Genomic DNA, 17700 nt, shown 5'->3' with positions numbered 1-17700 from the left:
GAGGGTGAGTGGGACGCGGGGGCGTCTGGTCAGCGCCGGGCAGCCGGGTCAGTTCGGGCAGACCTTGCCGATGCTGTTGAGCGCGTCCGTGAACTGCTTCTGCTGCTCGGGCGTGGCCACCGCCGTCGAGGAATCGGCGACCTTCTTCTGCAGGTCTGCCATGCCCTGGATGATCGTGCCGATCGACGGGTCCACCTTCTTCGCCAGGTCGGCGTAGTGGTCGGCGACGGCCTTGGCCTGCTGGACCTGGTTGCCGGTGGGCTTGAACTGGTCGTTGCTGAGCAGCTTGCAGCTCTCCTGGACGCTGAGGCGGCCATCGCCCCCACAGGCGGTCAGCAGCATCGTGGCCGCGAGGGCGGTGGCGAGCAGGCCTCTCTTCATGCAGTGGCTCCCTGGAGATCGGCGACGGCGGGCGTCGCGGTATGGCGGTGGTCGGAACGGCCCACCAGTCTAGCGGACGGAAATGGCCCCCGGACCGGGGCGGCCTACCGGACCGGCGCGGCCTACCGGACCGGCGCGACGAGGGCGGTGGCGAGGGCGGCGACGCCCTCCCGGCGTCCCGTGAACCCGAGATGGTCCGTGGTCGCCGCGCTGATGCTCACCGGTGCACCGACGATCCCGGACAGCAGCGCCTCGGACTCTGCCCGGCGCGGCCCGAACTTGGGGCGTTGCGCGATGAGCTGCACCGCGACGTTGCCGATCTCGAACCCGGCCTCCCGCACGATGGTGGCCGCCTCCGCGAGCAGCGTCGTCCCCGAGGCGCCGGCGTACTCCGGCCGGTCCGTGCCGAAGTGCGTCCCCAGGTCCCCGAGGCCGGCGGCGGAGAACAGGGCGTTCGCGGCGGCGTGGGCCACGGCGTCCGCGTCCGAGTGCCCGGCGAGCCCGCGCTCGCCCTCCCACAGGAGGCCGCCGAGCCACAGCGGGCGGGGCTCACCCTCCGGAGCGAACGCGTGGACGTCGATGCCGATCCCGGTGCGGGGCATGGTCATGGGGTTCTCCTGGGTCAGGTTCCGGGGCTCAGCCCTGGGCGGCGACGAGGGTCTCCGCCACGTGGAGGTCCATGGGAGTCGTGACCTTGAACGCCTGGAGGTCCCCGGGCACCACGTAGACCGGGGTGCCGATCGACTCGATGAGCATCGCGTCGTCGGTGATCGCGGCGACCTGCTCGGGGCCCCACGTCGCGGCCAGCTCATGGGCGCTGCGGAGGGCGGCGACGTCGAACCCCTGCGGCGTCTGCACGGCCCGCAGCTGCTCCCGCACCGCGGTGCCCGTCACGACCTCGGCCGCGACCGCCGCCGCCTCGCCCTCGGTGGGTGCGGTGGACTTGATCGTGTCGACCACCGGGATGGCGGGCACGACGGCGCCCGCTCCCCTCTCGAGCGCCTCGGCCACGCGGTGGAACACCTCGGACGGCGTGAGCGGGCGGGCGGCGTCGTGCACGAGGACGTGGACGGTGCCCGGCGCGAGGGCTGCGAGGGCGGCGCGGACCGAGTCCGACCTCGTCTCGCCGCCCGGGACGACGGTGATCTCGGGGGCAAGCTCGCCGAGCTCCTCGGCGAAGGTGCGGCACAGCTCGGTGAGCTCCGTGTCGTCCTCCGGGACGGCGACGCAGATCTGGCGGGCGATCCCGGCGCCGGCCGCGCCGCGGAGCGCGTGCAGGAGCAGGGGGGCGCCCGCGAGCGGCACCAGCGCCTTGGGGATGCCGTACCCGAGCCTCATCCCCGAGCCCGCCGCCACGATCACGACGGCTGTCGGGGACGCGGGCTGCGGGGAGGCTTCAGTCATGGGCTCCAGCCTAGACGAACGCGGCGCGACGCCCGGAAACGCACGAAGGCCCCGGCATCCGCCGGGGCCTTCGTGGACATCCTTGCCTCTGGGGAGGCTGCCTCAGGAGGCGAGGACCTCGTCCAGGACTGTCGCAGCCTGCTCCTCGTCCGTCTTCTCGGCGAGCGCGAGCTCGGAGATGAGGATCTGGCGGGCCTTGGCCAGCATGCGCTTCTCGCCCGCGGACAGGCCGCGGTCCTGATCCCGGCGCCACAGGTCGCGGACGACCTCTGCCACCTTGATCACGTCGCCGGAGGCCAGCTTCTCGAGGTTCGCCTTGTAGCGGCGGGACCAGTTGGTCGGCTCCTCGGTGAATTCGGCACGGAGGACATCGAACACGTGCTCGAGGCCTTCCTTGCCCACGACATCGCGGACCCCGACAAGGTCCACATTCTCGGCCGGTACTTCAATCGTCAGGTCACCCTGAGCCACTTTGAGCTTGAGATACATCTTCTCTTCGCCCTTGATCGTGCGCATCTTGATCTCTTCGATCTTGGCTGCACCGTGGTGGGGGTAAACAACCGTCTCGCCAACCTCAAAAACCATGTGGACATTCCCCTTTCCCGCAGACTAGTCTACCACGTTCCCCTTCCGGACCGGGCCTCCGGACGCCGCACGAAGCCCGGAATCACGCGGAAGTCGGGCCCTTTGGGTACCCCCAGGGGGGTTGACCCGGCTCGAAAAGCATGCTTCACGTCCGCGTCGCGCGCGCGCCGCGCGCGGTCAGCAGGGCAGGCTGGGGCGGCCGCGCCGAATCTACAGAACGTCGAAATTGGCGATACGCTAGGGGCGACCAGACACCTCCCACCCTCTTCAGGAGCCAGCTGTGCGTTTTTCTGCAACGAAGCCGGCCAAGCGCGTCGCTGTCCTCGCCGCGCTCGGCGTCGGCCTGCTGACCGCCACGGGCTGCGGCTACATCAACGCCCAGCAGACCACCCACATGTACTCGCCCTCGGACGGCGTCCGGGCGGACATCGGCTCGCTGCAGCTGCGCAACATGCTCGTCGTCTCGGCTGACCCGAAGCCCGCTTCGTCGGCTTCAGCCGACGCCGCCTCGGGCGGTGGACCCGGCCGCCTCGTCGGCACGGTCTTCAACCCGACCGACCAGGACATGACCCTCACGTTCAAGGATGCCTCCTCCTCGACCATGCGCATCGACGTGCCGAAGAAGGGCGAGGTCCAGCTGGCCAAGCCCGGCAACAACGTGACCCTCTCGCACGCCGGGGGCATCCCGGGCGCCCTCGCGAAGATCTCCTTCACCGCGGGCAGCACCACCCAGGACGTCCAGGTCCCGATCGTCGACGGCACCCTCTCCGAGTACCGCCAGTACATCCCGAGCCCGTCCGGCTCCGCCTCGGCGACCCCGTCCGGCTCGGCCTCCGGCCCCGCCTCGGAGCCGGCCTCCGCGTCGGCCTCCGCCTCCGCGTCCGCCTCGGCTACCCCGAGCCGCTGACCCCGAGGCCCCACCGGGCGCCGCGAGGCGTCGCCCGAGCCAGCCGCTGACGACGCCGGCCGCTCACCCCGCGAGGGTGTGCGGCCGGCGTCGTACTTCTGGAAGTCACGTCCTGAAGGTCACGTCCTGAAAGCCACATGACGTGACCTCCAGAAGGTGACCTCCAGGACGTGCCTCTCAGGAGGTGCCTCCCAGAAGGTGACCTTCAGGAGGTGACCTCCAGAGGGAGCGGCTCAGGGCTCGAACTTGTAGCCCAGGCCGCGCACGGTGACGAGGTGGCGCGGGTTGGAGGGGTCGGGCTCGATCTTGCTCCGCAGGCGCTTCACGTGCACGTCGAGCGTCTTGGTGTCGCCCACATAGTCGGAGCCCCACACCCGGTCGATCAGCTGGCCGCGGGTGAGGACGCGTCCCGAGTTCCGCAGGAGCATCTCGAGCAGCTCGAACTCCTTCAGCGGCAGGGACACCTGCTCGCCGTCGACGCTCACCACGTGCCGGTCCACGTCCATGCGCACCGGGCCGGCCTGCACAGTCGAGGAGATGAGCTCCTCGGGCTCGCCGTGGCGGCGCAGGACCGCCCGCACCCGCGCCACGAGCTCGCGCGAGGAGTACGGCTTGGTGACGTAGTCGTCGGCGCCGAGCTCGAGGCCCACGACCTTGTCGATCTCGGAGTCCTTCGCGGTGAGCATGATCACCGGCACGCCCGAGCGCGCGCGGAGCTGCCTGCACACCTCCGTCCCGGGGATCCCGGGAAGCTGGAGGTCCAGGAGCACGAGGTCGGCCCCGTTGCGGTCGAACTCGACCAGCGCGTCGTGGCCGTTGTCCACCACCTCGACCTCGTAGCCCTCCTTCGCCAGGAGGAACGACAGGGGGTCGCTGAACGACTCCTCGTCCTCGACGATCATGATCCTGCTCAAGCCATCGCTCCTTGCTCCGGCGGCCGTCCGGCCGCGCTCTGGTCTTCCGTGCCGCCCTCGAGGTCCGGCAGGCGCACCGTGAAGGTCGAGCCCTTGCCGGGCTGCGACCACACGGTCACCTCGCCGCCGTGGTTCTCCACGACGTGCTTGACGATGCTCAGGCCGAGGCCCGTGCCGCCGGTCTGCCGCGAGCGGGCGGCGTCCGCGCGGTAGAAGCGCTCGAAGACGCGCTCCTGGTCCTCGGGGCCCATGCCGATCCCCTGGTCCGTGACCGAGACGGACACGAGGCCGTCGCGGTGCCTGATGCCGATCCCCACCGTGGTGTTCCCCGGGGAGTACCGCACGGCGTTGTCGATGAGGTTCCGGAAGGCGTTGGTCAGCAGGTCAGGGTCGCCGAAGACCTGCGCGCCGACATCGCCGCCCACGCGGACCTCGATGTCCTTGGCCTCGGCGGCGAGCCGGGACCGGTCGACGGCGTCGGCGACCACCTCGTTGATGTCCACGGCCTTGCCCTGGTGCACCACGTCGGCGCCCTGGAGGCGGGAGAGCTCGATGATGTCCTGCACTAGCGCGGCCAGGCGGCTGGCCTCCTTGTGCATGCGCGCGGCGAACCGGCGCACCGCGTCCTCGTCGTCGGGGCTCGCCTCGAGGGCCTCGGCCAGCAGCGAGATGGCGCCGACCGGGGTCTTGAGCTCGTGGGAGACGTTGGCGACGAAGTCGTTGCGGATGCGCTCCGTGCGGGTGATCTCCGTCCTGTCGTCGGCGAGCAGGAGGATGTACTCGTCGCCGAGGACGGCAGCGCGCACGTTGACGATGATGGTGCCCTGGCCGAGCGGTCCCCGCGGCAGCTCGAGCTGCTTCTCGAGGATCACCCCGTTCCCGCGCACCTTCGCCGTCATCTGCAGCAGTTCGCGGTGCACAACAGTGTGGCCGCGGACGAGCCCGTAGGCGTAGGCGGCGGGGCTCGCGCGGACCACGCCGTCGACCGCGTCCACCACCACGAAGGCCTGGCCCAGCACGGAGAGGACATCGGCGGCGCCCTCGGGGAAGCCCGGCTCGGCGGCCGGGCCCTCGAGGAGCTGGCGCTGGCGCTGGCTCGCACTGAAGGCGAGCACGCCGAAGGCGCCGAACGACAGGCCGATCAGGGCCGCCACGATGCCGACGACGAGAGGGTCCACGATCTTTAGCTTAGGCCGCGTCCCACCCCGTGCGGACCGTCCTGCTGGCTGGGGAGGGCCGGTTCAACTAACGTTCACCTCAAGGCGGCGAACTGTTCATTGACCGCTGGAAGTGTTGATGAGTCGGAGCACCTGCCGGGGCTCTGCCCCGTCGAGCCGTGAAAGGACGCCATCGTGCGAAAGGTATTCCAGGAGGAGCTGCAGAAGGTCCACGAGGACCTCGTCGAGATCTCGCGCCTCGTGGCCACCGCACTCGATCGGGCCGTCGAGTCGCTCACGAACGCCGACGTCGAGCTCGCCCAGGAGGTCATCGCCGCCGACGCGCGGATCGACTTCCTGCAGACGGCGCTCGATGAGAAGGCAATCGAGATCCTCGCGCTCCAGGGCCCCGTCGCGTCCGACCTGCGCATCATCGTGGGCTCCCTGCGGATGAGCGCGTCCCTCGAGCGCATGGGCGACCTCGCCCGCCACGTGGCGCAGCTGACCCGCCTGCGCTACCCGGAGAAGGCCACCCCCGAGTCCCTCGCGGGCGTGTTCGCCCGGATGGCCGAGCTGGACAAGGAGATCATCAGCGAGGTCACCGCCCTCCTCGAGGACCACGACCTCACCCGCACGAGCCGTATCCAGGCCGCGAATGCCGAGCTCGACGAGCTGCACGCCGGGATCTTCCGCGCCATCGCGGACCAGACCTGGACGGGCTCGCCGTCCGTGGCGGTCGACGTCGCCCTCCTGAGCCGCTACTTCGAGCGGTTCGCCGACCACGGCGTGTCCGTGAGCCGAAAGGTCTCCTACCTCGTCACCGGTGAGTGGGACGGGGACAACACCTCCAACTGAGGCGAGTACGACGCCGGCCGCCCACCTCGCGCGAGGTGGGCGGCCGGCGTCGTACTTCCGTCTTCTTACTTGCGGCCCTGGTTCTTGACGGCCTCGATCGAGGCGGCGGCAGCCTCGGGGTCGAGGTAGGTGCCGCCCGGGGTGACCGGCTTGAAGTCCTCGTCGAGCTCGTACACGAGCGGGATGCCCGTGGGGATGTTCAGGCCCGCGATGTCCTCGTCGCTGATGCCGTCGAGGTGCTTCACGAGGGCACGCAGGGAGTTGCCGTGCGCGGTCACGAGGACCTTCTTGCCGGCCCTGAGGTCCTCCTTGATCTCCGACTCCCAGTAGGGCATGAGGCGCTCGAGGACGTCCTTGAGGCACTCGGTGCGCGGGATGTCGTCGCCCAGGTCCGCGTAGCGCGGGTCGCCCACCTGCGAGAACTCTGAATCGTCCGCCAGCGCCGGCGGCGGGGTGTCGTAGGAGCGGCGCCAGACCATGAACTGCTCCTCGCCGAACTCCGCGAGCGTCTGGGCCTTGTCCTTGCCCTGCAGCGCGCCGTAGTGGCGCTCGTTGAGGCGCCAGGAGCGCTTGACGTCGATCCAGCCGCGGTCCGCGACGTCCAGGGCGATGTTGGCGGTGTTGATGGCGCGCTTGAGCCGGGACGTGTAGAGGATGTCCGGCAGCAGGCCCTCCTCGGCGAGCATCTGCCCGCCGCGGCGGGCCTCCTCGCGGCCCTGGTCGTTGAGGTCCACATCCACCCAGCCGGTGAACAGGTTCTTGGCGTTCCACTCGCTGTGCCCATGGCGCAGCAGGATGAGCGTGTAGGTCATGGGGCCATGCTATCCGGCGCGACAGCGCCCCACGCGACCGTTACTTCGCCCAGCCGCCACCGGCTGGGGCCGTGGAGCACCGGCCAGCCCTGCGCCTTGACGGCCCGGCACATCGCGAGCCACCGCTGGCGGACGCCGAACGGTGCCAGGGGCGCGGCGGCCAGCCATGCGGCGTCGAGCGCGGAGAGGAACGCGTGCACGCGCTCCCCCGCCACGTTGCGGTGGATGAGCGCCTTGGGCAGCCGCTCGGCGACGTCCGAGGGCCGCTCGAAGGAGCCGAAGCGGACGGCGAGGGAGAGCGCGCGAGGGCCCGCGGCGTCGAGCGTCACCCAGGCGGCGCGGCGGCCGGTCTCGTCGCACGTGCCCTCGACGAAGATGCCCCCGGGGGCCAGGCGCGATCGGACGAGGTCCCAGATGCCCGGGACGTCGCCCTCCTCGTACTGGCGCAGCACGTTGAACGCCCGCACGAGTGCGAGCTGGCCCTCCACGGGAAGCTCGAAGCCGCCGACGCGGAAGTCGAGGCCCTCGCGCTCGAGCGGCTTCGCGGCCTCGACGCGGCCCGGCTCGATCTCGATGCCGGTCAGGCGCAGGTCCGGACGCACCGCGCGCAGCCGGAGGAACAACTCGACCGCGGTGATGGGCGAGGCCCCGTAGCCGAGGTCCACCGCGTGCGGGGCGGGCGGATGGAGCAGGAGCCGGCGCGCCTGGGTCCCGGTGATCCACCGGTCGACGCGGCGCATGCGATTGGGGTTGGTGGTGCCCCGGGTCACGTTGCCGACGACGCCGCCGCGCACCACCCGGACGGGCCTCGCCTTCTGCACCACGCAGGCAAGCCTAGCGGCCGCCCGCACTCCCCCGGGTCGACCTCGCGGGGCGGGGTCAGCGGTGGGCGACCGCGGGGCGGACGTCGGCGAGGTAGACGCCGGCCGCGGTGACGGCGGCGATGTTGAACAGGCCGTAGCCTCCGAACCCGAAGATGAAGCCGCTGCCCTCCGGGAGGATGACCCCGAGCACGGTCACGAAGGCCGCCGCGCCGGTGACCCCGAGCCAGAAGCCCTTGGTGCGCTTCATCCGCGCCTCGAACATGGGCGCCTTGCGGATCAGACAGTCCACAAACGCCCAGACGGCGACGGCAGCGCAGATCAGCCCGGTGACGTAGAACGAGGCGAACTGGATCCAGAAGATGAGGAATTTGCCGTCCACGCGCTCAGCCTACCGTCCGGAGTCGAGGGCCTGGCGGAGGTCGTCCCACAGGTCCTCGACATTCTCGATCCCGACGCTCAGCCGCACGAGCCCGTCCGGGACCGTGTGCGGCTCCGCGAGGTGCCGGCGGCGGCGCTCGATGGTCGATTCGACCCCGCCCAGGCTCGTGGCCGGGAGCCACAGCGCGACCCGGCCCACGAACGCGTCGGCGGCCTCGGCGCCGTCCAGCTCAATGCTGATGACCGAACCGAAGCCGGCCAGCTGGGCGGCCGCACGCTCGTGCCCAGGGTCGGAGGGCAGCCCGGGGTAGCGGACGCGCTGGACCGCGGGATGGTCCTCGAGGCGGCGCGCGAGCTCTCCGGCGGTGGCCTGCGAGCGCTCGACGCGCAGGGCGAGGGTGCGCAGCCCCCGCAGCCCGAGCCAGGCCTCGACCGGGCCGGCAATCGCGCCGTGCAGGGTGCGGTGCTGGTGCAGGCGCGCGCGCAGCTGCTCGTCCGCCGTCACAGTGACGCCGAGGAGGACGTCGGAGTGCCCAGCCAGGTACTTGGTCGCGGAGTGCACCACGACGTCGGCGCCGACGCCGAGGGGCTTCTGCCCGAGCGGGGTCGAGAACGTGTTGTCGACGACCACGAGCACGCCCGAGGCGTGCGCTGCGGCGACGAGGGCCGGGAGGTCGGCGACCTCCATCATGGGGTTCGTCGGGCTCTCGACCCACAGCACGTCCGCGCCGTCCAGCGCCGCGACGGTGGCCGCCGTGTCCTCGATGTCCACCTCGAGGAGCGTCAGCTCGCCGCGCTCCGCCTTGAGCTGGGCGAGCCCGAGGGTGCCGGAGTACGAGTGCCGGGGCGCCACGACGACGCCGCCCACGGGGACCAAGCTCAGGGCCGCGGCCACGGCGCCCATCCCCGAGCTGAACAGCAGCGCCGGCAGCGGGGAGCCCTCGAGCTTCCCGACGGCGTCCTCGAACGGCTCCCAGGTCGGATTCGAGAACCGCGCGTACCCCCGGGCGCCCTCTCCCACGCCGCCCAGGCCCACGAAGGTCGACGAGAGCACGATCTCCGGGTTCACCGGGGAGTCAGTGCCGCGCTGGGGCCGGCCCGCGGCGACGGCCAGCGTCTCCGGGGCGAGGGCTGCGAGCGCAGCGTCGTCGAGGTGCGGGTACTCGGGGTCGGCTCTCATGCGTCCCAATCTAGGACACGCCGAGCGCTGTCCACATGGCACCCGGGCCTTTGCGGCGAGCGGCGCATCCACCGGTAACCTAGAAGCGGTGATCTCCCCCTCGTCCCCCAGTCCAGCCCCCAGCCCAGAGTTCCGCACGGCTCCGGCCTGCGCTCCGCGCCGGGGCTCTTCGTGGCGTTCGAGGGCGGCGACGGCGCGGGCAAATCGACCCAGGCCCGGCTCCTCGCGGACGCACTCCGTGCCGAGGGGCACGAGGTGCTCCTGACCCGCGAACCGGGCGGGACGGAGATCGGCGAGAAGCTGCGCGGACTCGTGCTCGAGCACGGCCACGGAGAAATCGACCCGCGCACCGAGGCGCTCATCTTCGCCGCAGCCCGCGCCGCCCACGTGGCCCAGTCGATCCGCCCCGCCCTGGACCGGGGCGCCGTGGTGATCACGGACCGGTACATCGGCTCCTCGGTGGTCTACCAGGGCGTTGCCCGCGGCCTCGGCGCGCCCGAGGTGCGCGCGCTCAACGCCTGGGCCACGGAGGGCCTCTGGCCGGACGTGACCGTGGTGCTCGACGTGGACGAGGGCGAGGGCCGGGCGCGCCGCACGGCAGGGCGCGGCGAGGAGGACCGGCTCGAGTCCGAGCCCGACGACTTCCACCGAAGCGTCCGCCGGGCCTTCCTCGACCTTGCCGCCGCCGACCCCTCGGCCTGCCTCGTACTCGACGCGGCCCGAGCGCCCGAGGACCTCGCGGCGGAGGTCCTCGGACGGGTCAGGGCAGCGCTCGCGGCGCCCGCAGCGGCCGGCGGGGCGCCCGCATGAGCGTCTGGGACGAGCTCCGGGGCCAGGCCCCCGTGGTCGAGCAGCTGCGCCGGGCCGCCGCGGGCGACGGGCTCACCCATGCCTGGCTGTTCACGGGCCCCCTGGCTCGGGCCGCTCGACCGCGGCCAAGGCGTTCGCGGCCGCCCTCAACTGCGAGGCCGAGGACGTCCTGGCGCGCGGCTGCGGGCAGTGCCCCGGCTGCCAGGCGGTCCTCACCGAGACCCACCCCGACGTCGAGTTCGTGCGGACCGAGAAGGTGACGATCACGATCGACGAGGCCCGCGAGATGGTCGCCAAGGCGGGCGACCGCCCGCAGACGGGCCGCTACCGCGTGATCGTGGTCGAGGACGCCGACCGCATGGCCGAGCGGACCACGAACGTGCTCCTCAAGGCGATCGAGGAGCCCACCCCGCGCACCGTGTGGATGCTGTGCGCCCCCTCCCCCGCCGATGTGCTCGTGACCATCCGCTCGCGCTGCCGCCCGGTGGGCCTGCGCCTGCCGCCGGTGCAGGACGTCGCCGCGCTCCTCGTGGAGCGCGACGGCGCCGAGGCGCACCTCGCGCTCGAGGCGGCGCGGGCCGCCCAGAGCCACATCGGGATCGCCCGCCGGCTGGCCAACGATCCCACGGCGCGGCAGCGGCGCACCGACACCGTGCGCGCGCCGCTGGCCCTCACCACGGTCTCCCAGGCCGTGGCCCTCGCCGAGCAGCTCGTGAAGATCGCCACTGAGGAGGCGAACGCCTCCAATGACGAGCGCGACGCCGCGGAGCGCGCCCGGCTCCTCGCGACGCTCGGGGTGGCCGAGGGCGACAAGCTGCCGCCGTCGCTGCGCGCCCAGGTCCGCCAGCTCGAGGAGGACCAGAAGCGCCGCGCGAAGCGCTCCGTCACGGACTCCCTGGACCGCACCCTGACCGATCTGCTCTCGTTCTACCGGGATGTGCTGATGGTCCAGCTCGACGGCGGCCTCGAGCCGGTCAATGCCGAGCTGGCCGAGGACATCCAGAGCTTCGCCGCGAAGTCCACGCCCGAGGCCACCTTGGCCCGCATGGACGCCATCAACACCACCCGCCAGCGCATCACCACCACGAACGTCGCCCCGCTCCTCGCGGTCGAGGCGATGGCCGTTGCCCTGATCTGAGGAGACCTGTGACGTTCCCCGCTCCCCCGCGCCGCCGGCTGGCTGCCGTGCTGGCCGCGCTCGTGACGGCCCTGACGGTGCTCACGGGCTGCACCCCGTCCGCAGGCGGCCCGCAGGCCAGCAGCGATCCGGCGGCGACCCAGGGCGCTCCGGCGGGACTCGAGAAGTTCTACACGCAGAACGTCCAGTGGAGCCCCTGCGAGGGCGGCAAGTTCGACTGCACCACCGTCAAGGTGCCGGTCGACTACGCCAAGCCGGGCGGCGACACGGCCGACCTCGCGCTGATCCGCCTCAAGGGCCGCAACGCCAAGGGGAACCTCCTGGTCAACCCGGGCGGCCCGGGCGGCTCGGGCTACGACATGGTCAAGGACTCCGCGCAGACCATGTTCTCCGCGAAGCTGCTCGACTCCTACAACGTGATCGGCTTCGACCCCAGAGGGGTCAAGCGCTCGGCGCCCGTGACCTGCGTGAGCGATTCGGAGCGGGACGCCCTGCGGCAGTTCACGGCGGACCCCGACACCGATGCGGGCCTCGCGGCGACGTTCGCCGAGCAGAAGAAGCTCATCGACGCGTGCCAGGCGCACAGCGGGCCCATGCTCGCGCACACCGACACCATCAGCGCGGCCAAGGACATGGACATCATCCGCGCCGCCGCGTCCCGCGAGGTCCAGCTCGACTACCTCGGCTACTCCTACGGCACGTTCCTCGGCTCCACCTACGCGACCCTGTTCCCCGACCGGGTGGGCCGCATGGTGCTCGACGGCGCCCTGGACCCCTCGCTCGACAACCACGAGATCACGCGCGGCCAGGCGCGGGGCTTCGAGGCGGCGGTGCACGCCTACGTGCGCTCGTGCCTGACGCAGTCCGACTGCCCGCTCTCCGGGTCCGAGGACGCGGGGGTGGCGAAGATCCAGGCGCTGCTCGCGACGGTGCGGCAGAGCCCCCTGCATACCAACAGCGGCCGCACCATCAACGTCACCGACTTCGTCAACGGCTTCATCCTGCCCCTGTACAACGACAAGAACTGGCCGGCCCTGACCCAGGCCCTCGTGGGCGCCTTCAAGGGTGACGGCAGCGGAATGCTCCGCCTGGCGGACATCGCCGCGGACCGCGAGCAGGACGGCACCTACAGCTCCAACAGCAACTTCGCCTTCATGGCGTACAACTGCCTCGACTACTCCACGGACGCCTCCCCCGCCGCGATGCGGGCCGAGGCGGCCCAGCTCAAGCAGGACTCGCCCACCCTCGGGGAGTTCTTCGCCTATGGCGGGGTCAACTGCCGCGACTGGCCCTACAAGCCGGTCCGCACTCCGGCGCCCGCGCACTACACGGGCCAGAGCCCGATCCTCGTGGTGGGCACCACCGGCGACCCGGCGACCCCGTACGAGTGGGCCGGGAACCTCCGCAAGCAGCTCGGCAATGCGGCCCTGCTGACCTGGAAGGGCGAGGGCCACACCGCCTACGGGCGGGGCTCGACGTGCGTGGACAACGCCGTGGACTCCTACCTCGTGGACCGCAAGGCGCCCACCGACGGCACCCGCTGCTGACCGGCCGGGCCGCTCAGCGCGCTTCCGGCTCCCCCCAGAGCAGCCTCGGCAGGTCCGCGATGGAGGGCACGACGGCGTCCGCCCCGGCGGCGTGCAGCTCGCCGGCGGTCTGGGCTCCGGTGAGGACGCCGACGGCGGCGCCCGCGCCGGCCCGCCGGCCCGAGACGATGTCCGCCTCGGTGTCGCCGACCACGACGACATCCCGGACGTCCTCGATGTCCAGCGCCAGGACCGCCGTGAGGACCATGTCCGGGAAGGGGCGTCCGCGGCCGGCGTCCTCAGAGCAGAGCGAGAGGTCGGCCAGGCCCATCCAGCCGAGGGCCTCGAGGACGCTGTTCTGGGTGTGCCGGCCGAACCCGGTAGCGAAGCACACCCTGACGCCCCGTTCCCGCAGCAGGTGCACGGTGTCCTCGGCCCCCGGGACGGCCGCCACGGCTCCGGCGGTGATCATCGCGTCGTACGCCTCCGAGAAGGCGCGCGAGGCCGCCCGGGCGGTGCCGCCGTCGTCCGTGAAGACGCGCGAGAAGAGCTCGGCGCGGTCCAGGCCCGCGCTGCGGCGGGACTGGGCGAGCGCCTCCGCGAGCCGCTCTCCCTGCACTCCGCGGGCGTGCAGCACCTGTTCGACCGCTCGCTCGGCGGCGCCCCCGTCCGTCACAGTGGTGCCGTTCATGTCCAGCACGGCAAGGCGTGGCGTGCGCTCGGGGGCCGGCCGCAGGTGCAGCGTCATTGATGGGACCTCGTTCGTCTCGACGGCCCAGGATCGGCCGCGGTTCTGCCGAGCATCCCAGCCGCCGCGGTCAGACGCCTGAACGTGCCGAGTACGCCGGGTGAACACCTTCGGATGCGGGGCTGCGGGCGCCCGCGGACAGGCGGCGCTCCGTTTTGACCCCGGCCGAGGCGCTCGACTACAGTTGTCTCTCGGTGGTTCGACGAACGGCGGACCGCTGGAACGCCTCCTTAGCTCAGACGGTAGAGCGTCTCACTCGTAATGAGAAGGTCAGCAGTTCGATCCTGCTAGGAGGCTCCACAGCCCCTCTTTGACCTGCGGAAACGCAGATCAGAGAGGGGCTTTCTCGTGTCCCCACGCATCCCCGATCACCCAGACCAAAGCCCCGACGTGCTCGCCATCCTTGACCCAGTAGGGCTGCGATCCCGGGCGGCGAGAGCTCATGGGTGGGAGGACGGCAACATCTGCCTCATCTGCTCAGGAAGCTCCATCCCGTGGGACGCTGCGAACTTCTCGAGGTTCGGCATCATGATCGCCGTCTGGCGCTGGGCGTCTTCGGTTGACGTGAACGCCACGTACTCGCTGTCCACATAGTTGACCGGGATGTGCCCCGGCTCGATGACGAAGGCCTCCCCTGCCTCCTAGGTCTCCTCGGTCCCATCGGCCCTGCGCACCCCGAACTTGCCCTTGAGCACGTAGCCAAGGTGGGTGGCGGGGCACATGTCATCGGGGCCGCCCTTGAACAGCGGCGCCTGGTCGAGGTCAGTGCTGCAGGTCATGATGCTGACGTTCCAGCCGCCGATGAAGTCCTCGTGCGATTCCATGAATCCCGGGAACTTGAAGTTCATCGAGGAGGTCCCCGGGGCCACCGCCATGGCCTCCGCGTGGCGCTTTTCCGGGGGGCGCCCGCTGTTCCCCCTCAGTTCAACGGCGCATCACAGGGTCTTCACAGGAATGTAAGACTCAGCGACAAGGCTTGTAAGGCCGGGATCCGGCCCTCACGCGCCTTCGTCCCTCAAGCCACCGGGGAGCCTCCCGGACACCATCGATACCTCGCCCACTCGCGCCGCGAGCCCTCTGGGCTGAGAAGAGGAGAACCGCAATGGCCCCACGGCAAAGAGCCACCCGAAGATTGCCCACCATCCGCCACGGCGCTGCTTCCGGCCTGCACCGGCTGTCCAGGCTCGCTGAGGGGCGCAAGCCGCTCGCCATTGTCGCCGCGAGCTGCGGCATCGCGCTTCTGGGCGGCGGCGTCGCCGCCGCCTCGACGATCGCGTTCGGCCAGCACCAGGTGGGCACCGAGAGCGAAGGCGGCCTGCAGATTTCCTCGGACCAGGTAATCAAACCCATCGGCGACCGCCTGATGACCCCGTTCGGGAAGATCATGGGCTCGACCGTCAGCCCGGACGGGCACTTCCTCGTCGGGACGAGCACGGACCGTTCGGTCGACCTGCAGGTCTTCGACCTCCGCACCTACAAGCCCGTCGCAGCGGCGGGCACCATGGCGGCGACGTCGTTCTCCTCGGCCGCGAGCAGCGCAGGCTACGGGACCATGGCGTACCAGAAGATCTCGGACGGCTCCGTCGGCCAGGACGGCCCGGTCTTCTCCCCCGACGGCAAGTTCCTCTACGAGCCGGTCGCCACCGGGATCGTCCGCTACCCCTTCAACGGCGACGGCACGCTCGGCGCCGGCACCACGATCAGCATCCCGACACTGGGCGGCAAGCAGGCGCTGACCGCGGGCATGGCGTTCTCCCCCGACGGCTCCACCCTGTACGCCGCCGTGAACGGGCAGAACGCGGTCGTGGCCATCGACCCGGCCACGGGCACCATCAAGCGGACCATCAGTACCGGCATCGCCCCGCGCCAGCTCACGTTCGTCGGCACCACGCTGTACGTCTCCAACGAGGGAGGCCGCCAGGCTGCCCCGGGAGAGGCGACGATGAACTCCTACGGAACGCAGGTTCCGGCGGACCCCAACCTCGGCACCTCCACCACCGGCACCCTCAGTGTCATCGACACCGCGAACGCCGCCGCTCCGGTCTCGGCGATCGACGTCCAGCTGCACCCGACAGCGATGTACCTCGACGGCTCCACGCTGTATGTGGCGAACACGAACAGCGACACCGTCTCGGTCGTCGACACCGCCGAGAACAAGGTGCTGCAGACCATTGCGACACAGCCGTGGGCTCCTTCGCAGGTGGGCTACGAGCCGACGGGAATCACCATGCAGGGCGATCACCTGCTGGTCTCGCTGGGTCGCGCCAACGCCGTCGCCGTCTACAAGGTCGACAAGAAGGACCCGAAGGACCCGGCCAGCTACATCGGCCTGCTGCCCACGGACTACTACCCGGGCAACGTCACCGCGGTGAACGGCCAGATCGTGGTGACCAACGTCCGCGGCATTGATGCGCGGGGCCCCGAGCTCAGCTTCGACAAGGGCCAGGGCACCAGCGTCGCGACAGGTCACGGCACGCACTCCACCACGGCCTCGCTCACCCGATTCACCCTGCCGGGGGACGAGCAGATCAAGGAGTACACGGCGACGGTGTCCCAGCAGAACGGCTGGGACGGCAGCTCAGTCAAGCAGGCCACGGCAGCAGAGGCCGCCAAGATCCCCGCGGTGGCCGTGCCGAAGCGGCTCGGGGAGCCGTCGGCCATCAAGCACGTGTTCCTGATCGTCAAGGAGAACCGCACCTACGACCAGGTCTACGGCGACATGAAGCAGGGCAACGGCGACGCGTCGCTCGCCCAGTTCGGCGCGAAGGTCACCCCGAACCAGCACGCGCTCGCCAGCCAGTTCGGGCTGTACGACAACACCTACGACATCGGCACGAACTCCGCCGAGGGCCACAACTGGATGATGCAGGGTGACAACCCGGCCTACACGGAGACCAGCGCCGGCGAGTACAAGCGCTCCTACGACACCGAGGACGACGTGCTCGGCCACCAGCGCTCGGGCTTCCTCTGGACGTCCATCCAGGGCGCCGGCAACACGGCGCGGAACTACGGCGAGTTCGACTCGGAAGAGGGCAAGCCCGCCGGCGCCACGTGGCAGAACTACTACTGCGCCGCGACCAGCACCATGGCCGGAGGCGACCCTTCCCAGCTCTTCACCCCGTCGCTGCAGATGCACGCCGGCTCGGCGATCCCTTCCCTCAACGACATCACCGACACGAACGCGGCCCCGTTCGACACCGCGGTGCCGGACATCTACCGCTACGCGACCTGGAAGCAGGACTTCGAGAAGAACGGCCCGAAGAACTTCCAGATGATGTGGCTCTCCAGCGACCACACCGGCGGCACAGCCGACCCGGAAGCCCAGGTTGCCGACAACGACCTGGCCGTGGGCAAGATCGTCGACGAGATCTCGCACTCCCAGTACTGGAAGGATTCCGCGATCTTCATCGCCGAGGACGACAGCCAGAACGGTGCGGACCACATCGACGGCCACCGCGCGCCGGTGCAGGTCATCAGCCCGTACGCAGTCCACGGCCGCACCGTGAGCACCTACTACTCGCAGATCAACATGGTCCGCACCATCGAGCAGATCCTCGGAGCCCAGCCGCTCAACCAGAAGGTCGCCGCGGCCACCCCCATGTTCGACGCCTTCACCACCAAGGCCGACATGACGCCCTACACCACGGTCCGCAACCAGGTGCCGCTCACCGAAGGCGTCAAGACCGCGCCCGCCTGCGGACTCGACACGCTGGGCCAGACCGGCGCCGCAGCCGATGCGGTGAACGCGTCGGCAGCCCAGGCCGCGGCCGTCCCAGCACCGATGCAGACCACCGCCAAGCAGTGGGAGGACTGGTCCGAGCAGCAGCACCTGACCGGCAACGGAGCGAAGGAAGACTACGCGAACCCGAACCTGTTCAACCGCTGGACCTGGTACCAGACCCACCGGTGGCAGAGCCCCTACCCGGGCGACGCCAAGATCTACGGCCCCAACGACGTTCCGGGTGTCCCCGCTGGATCGACCGACCACGACGACTGACCACCCCTGACGGTAGGCGGCAGCAGACCTGAGGCCAGAAGGCTGAGGCCCACCCCCGAGGGGGTGGGCCTCAGCCCCTTCGAC

The 17700-nt window shown here is 70.8% G+C and carries 17 protein-coding genes, 1 tRNA gene and 1 pseudogene; 7 read left to right on the top strand and 12 right to left on the bottom strand.

Annotated elements, in window-relative coordinates:
• Positions 1-48: 48 nt before the first annotated feature.
• The 4 genes from SA2016_RS03875 to SA2016_RS03860 all read right to left on the bottom strand — a co-directional run bounded on the left by SA2016_RS03875 (position 49) and on the right by SA2016_RS03860 (position 2370).
• Positions 49-381, bottom strand: coding sequence for a hypothetical protein (locus SA2016_RS03875; protein WP_066495487.1), 333 nt, complete (start codon positions 379-381; stop codon positions 49-51).
• 122 nt (positions 382-503) lie between these two features.
• A complete protein-coding gene (gene ispF / locus SA2016_RS03870; RefSeq protein ID WP_169803042.1) occupies positions 504-989 on the bottom strand; it encodes a 2-C-methyl-D-erythritol 2,4-cyclodiphosphate synthase in 486 nt (161 codons plus the stop codon).
• A 28-nt stretch (positions 990-1017) separates the two neighbouring features.
• Complete coding sequence (ispD, locus tag SA2016_RS03865) at positions 1018-1785, bottom strand: 2-C-methyl-D-erythritol 4-phosphate cytidylyltransferase (protein ID WP_066495482.1); 768 nt, start codon at positions 1783-1785, stop codon at positions 1018-1020.
• A 102-nt stretch (positions 1786-1887) separates the two neighbouring features.
• On the bottom strand, positions 1888-2370 hold the full coding sequence (locus SA2016_RS03860; protein WP_066495480.1) for a CarD family transcriptional regulator: 483 nt from the start codon (positions 2368-2370) through the stop codon (positions 1888-1890).
• Between the two features lie 280 nt (positions 2371-2650).
• Here SA2016_RS03860 and SA2016_RS03855 point away from each other — a divergent pair, with 280 nt between their 5' ends.
• Positions 2651-3277: a hypothetical protein gene (locus tag SA2016_RS03855; RefSeq protein WP_066495478.1), complete on the top strand. Its 627-nt coding sequence runs from the start codon at positions 2651-2653 to the stop codon at positions 3275-3277.
• 233 nt (positions 3278-3510) lie between these two features.
• Here the strand turns inward: SA2016_RS03855 and SA2016_RS03850 are convergent, their stop codons facing one another.
• Positions 3511-4191, bottom strand: a complete 681-nt coding sequence (locus tag SA2016_RS03850; RefSeq protein WP_066495477.1) for a winged helix-turn-helix domain-containing protein — start codon at positions 4189-4191, stop codon at positions 3511-3513.
• Entirely contained in the window at positions 4188-5369 is a 1182-nt protein-coding gene (locus tag SA2016_RS03845; RefSeq protein ID WP_066495475.1) for a sensor histidine kinase, read from the bottom strand. Before SA2016_RS03845 ends, SA2016_RS03850 begins: the two co-directional genes overlap by 4 nt.
• Positions 5370-5543: 174 nt before the next feature.
• On the opposite strand from SA2016_RS03845, the gene phoU reads away from it, so the two are divergent.
• Positions 5544-6203, top strand: coding sequence for a phosphate signaling complex protein PhoU (gene phoU, locus SA2016_RS03840; RefSeq protein WP_066495469.1), 660 nt, complete (start codon positions 5544-5546; stop codon positions 6201-6203).
• A 65-nt stretch (positions 6204-6268) separates the two neighbouring features.
• On the opposite strand, the gene SA2016_RS03835 is transcribed toward phoU, so the two are convergent.
• From SA2016_RS03835 to SA2016_RS03820, 4 genes are read right to left on the bottom strand one after another with little or no spacing between them, the layout of a single operon-like run.
• On the bottom strand, positions 6269-7015 hold the full coding sequence (locus SA2016_RS03835; protein WP_066495467.1) for a phosphoglyceromutase: 747 nt from the start codon (positions 7013-7015) through the stop codon (positions 6269-6271).
• Positions 7012-7839, bottom strand: coding sequence for a class I SAM-dependent methyltransferase (locus SA2016_RS03830; RefSeq protein ID WP_141305454.1), 828 nt, complete (start codon positions 7837-7839; stop codon positions 7012-7014). Before SA2016_RS03830 ends, SA2016_RS03835 begins: the two co-directional genes overlap by 4 nt.
• Before the next feature lie 55 nt (positions 7840-7894).
• On the bottom strand, positions 7895-8218 hold the full coding sequence (locus SA2016_RS03825; protein ID WP_066495466.1) for a DUF2516 family protein: 324 nt from the start codon (positions 8216-8218) through the stop codon (positions 7895-7897).
• 9 nt (positions 8219-8227) lie between these two features.
• Entirely contained in the window at positions 8228-9397 is a 1170-nt protein-coding gene (locus SA2016_RS03820) for a trans-sulfuration enzyme family protein (protein ID WP_066495463.1), read from the bottom strand.
• 171 nt (positions 9398-9568) lie between these two features.
• Between SA2016_RS03820 and tmk the strand changes: the two genes are divergently transcribed.
• The 3 genes and pseudogenes from tmk to SA2016_RS03805 all read left to right on the top strand — a co-directional run bounded on the left by tmk (position 9569) and on the right by SA2016_RS03805 (position 12892).
• The gene (gene tmk / locus SA2016_RS03815; protein ID WP_257125849.1) at positions 9569-10207 is read left to right on the top strand and encodes a dTMP kinase; all 639 of its coding nucleotides are present in this window, start codon (positions 9569-9571) and stop codon (positions 10205-10207) included.
• A pseudogene (locus SA2016_RS03810) lies at positions 10204-11345 on the top strand (DNA polymerase III subunit delta'). The gene tmk and the pseudogene SA2016_RS03810 overlap by 4 nt, the downstream one beginning before the upstream one ends.
• Positions 11346-11353: 8 nt before the next feature.
• Entirely contained in the window at positions 11354-12892 is a 1539-nt protein-coding gene (locus tag SA2016_RS03805) for an alpha/beta hydrolase (RefSeq protein WP_066495460.1), read from the top strand.
• A gap of 13 nt (positions 12893-12905) precedes the next feature.
• On the opposite strand, the gene SA2016_RS03800 is transcribed toward SA2016_RS03805, so the two are convergent.
• Positions 12906-13619: an HAD-IA family hydrolase gene (locus SA2016_RS03800; RefSeq protein ID WP_066495459.1), complete on the bottom strand. Its 714-nt coding sequence runs from the start codon at positions 13617-13619 to the stop codon at positions 12906-12908.
• A 224-nt stretch (positions 13620-13843) separates the two neighbouring features.
• On the opposite strand from SA2016_RS03800, the gene SA2016_RS03795 reads away from it, so the two are divergent.
• Positions 13844-13919 (top strand) — tRNA-Thr (locus SA2016_RS03795).
• A 341-nt stretch (positions 13920-14260) separates the two neighbouring features.
• Here the strand turns inward: SA2016_RS03795 and SA2016_RS21955 are convergent.
• Positions 14261-14494, bottom strand: a complete 234-nt coding sequence (locus tag SA2016_RS21955) for a cupin domain-containing protein (RefSeq protein ID WP_066495457.1) — start codon at positions 14492-14494, stop codon at positions 14261-14263.
• Positions 14495-14751: 257 nt separating this feature from the next.
• Here SA2016_RS21955 and SA2016_RS03785 point away from each other — a divergent pair, with 257 nt between their 5' ends.
• A complete protein-coding gene (locus SA2016_RS03785) occupies positions 14752-17616 on the top strand; it encodes a phosphoesterase (RefSeq protein ID WP_229710807.1) in 2865 nt (954 codons plus the stop codon).
• Positions 17617-17700: the final 84 nt, after the last annotated feature.

The sequence above is a fragment of the Sinomonas atrocyanea genome (assembly GCF_001577305.1).
Lineage (GTDB): Bacteria > Actinomycetota > Actinomycetes > Actinomycetales > Micrococcaceae > Sinomonas > Sinomonas atrocyanea.
This window is presented reverse-complemented; position numbering and strand designations above follow the sequence as displayed.